The sequence below is a fragment of the Acinetobacter sp. 228 genome (assembly GCF_048147885.1).
This window is the reverse complement of sequence record NZ_JAYWYV010000229.1, coordinates 1-1,468: the sequence shown is the minus strand read 5'-3', so window position 1 is coordinate 1,468 and position 1,468 is coordinate 1. Positions and strand designations below refer to the sequence as shown.

Annotated in this window: 2 protein-coding genes and 1 pseudogene; all 3 read left to right on the top strand. The window is 39.4% G+C overall.

Going from position 1 to position 1,468, the window contains the following annotated elements:
• Window positions 1-496, top strand: a 496-nt coding sequence (locus VXQ92_RS17655) for a class I tRNA ligase family protein (RefSeq protein ID WP_031989010.1), incomplete at its 5' end; no start/stop codon positions are given.
• 27 nt (window positions 497-523) lie between these two features.
• A complete protein-coding gene (lptE, locus tag VXQ92_RS17650) occupies window positions 524-1,033 on the top strand; it encodes an LPS assembly lipoprotein LptE (RefSeq protein WP_000549819.1) in 510 nt (169 codons plus the stop codon).
• A gap of 19 nt (window positions 1,034-1,052) precedes the next feature.
• Window positions 1,053-1,468: pseudogene (locus VXQ92_RS17645) on the top strand (DNA polymerase III subunit delta); the annotation flags it as partial.

The following is a 1,468-nucleotide window of genomic DNA, read 5'->3' as shown; positions in this document are numbered from 1 at the left end:
AAACTTGTCTAAAGATGCTCAAGATTTACGTCGTAAGACACACGAAACCATTCAAAAAGTAAGTGATGATATTGAGCGTCGTCATGCGTTCAATACTGCAATTGCTGCATTGATGGAATTGTTAAATGCAAGCAATAAGTTTGAAGCAAAAGATGACAATGACGTTGCTGTAGAACGTGAAGCAATCACCACATTGTTAACGTTACTTGCTCCATTTGCTCCGCATTTAAGCCAGACTTTATTGGCTCAGTTTGGTACGGACTTAACAGAAGCAACTTTCCCTGAAGTTGATGCTTCTGCATTAACCCGCAATACTCAAACGATTGTTGTACAAGTAAATGGTAAACTTCGCGGTAAACTTGAAGTTTCTGTTGATATTTCTAAAGATGAGTTATTAGCTCAAGCGAAAGCATTACCAGAAGTTCAGCAGTTCTTAACAGGACCAACCAAAAAAGAGATTGTGGTTCCAAACAAATTGGTTAACCTCGTGGTTTAATTACAGGTATTAATGAGAGGATCAAGCATGCACTTAGCCCAACGTTTAGCCGCTGTTGTTTTAACCTTAGGCCTTAGTGCAGGCTTAGTCGGGTGTGGTTTCCATTTAAAAGGAACCAACCCGACTGCGACTCCACTTGTTTATAAAAAATTAAGCCTTGAGTTACCGGCAAAAACCGATGACCTTGAAACACAATTAAAAGTGTATTTAACGGCAAATGGTGTTCAACTCAGCAATGACAACGACGCCTATGTTCTTCGTGTTTTAGAATACACGCCTCGTCGTCAGCTTCTAAATGGTAAACTTACAGAAGTATTATTACGCTTGACTGTAACTTTCCAAATTGAAGACCGTCAAGGTAATAAAATTACAGAGCCGCGTACTTTAACCGCAGCTCGTAGTTATCAATATGATTTGGCAACGGTCAACACTGAGAACCAGCAAGAGAGTTACTTGCAACGTATTGTAATTGATGACCTTGCACAGCAAATTACTCGTCAAATTTCAGCCAATCGCTTACCAAAAGCTCAACCATAGACGTATCTTTTCTTAAGTAATGAAACTTGACTATTTACAAGCCCTCAAACGCATTCCGGAAGCTCGGGGTGCGTGGATCCTGCATGGACAGGAACCTTTATTAGAACAAAATTTACTCGATACTTTTCGCAAAAGCTGGCAGCAACAAGACATTGAAAGACAGCGCTACGATATTAGTAGTGTAAGTGACTGGAAAAATGTCTTTAATGCACTGAACAGCTTATCTTTATTTTCTCAGCAACTTGCTATTGAAGTTCACGGCAATATCAAGCCCGATGCCAATGGTTTAAAACAGCTAAAAAGTTATATCCAGCATAATGAAACTAACTTACTGTTAATTGTTTTACCCAAACAAGACAGTAGCAGCTTAAAATCTGCTTTTTTCCAAGTTGTTGAAGCGAACGGTGTGGTTGTTGCCCTTACTGCTAACTATCC

Excerpts from the sequence above, each read along its gene's own strand:
- lptE (WP_000549819.1), top strand. The coding sequence starts at position 524 with ATGCACTTAGCCCAACGTTTAGCCGCTGTTGTTTTAACCTTAGGCCTT.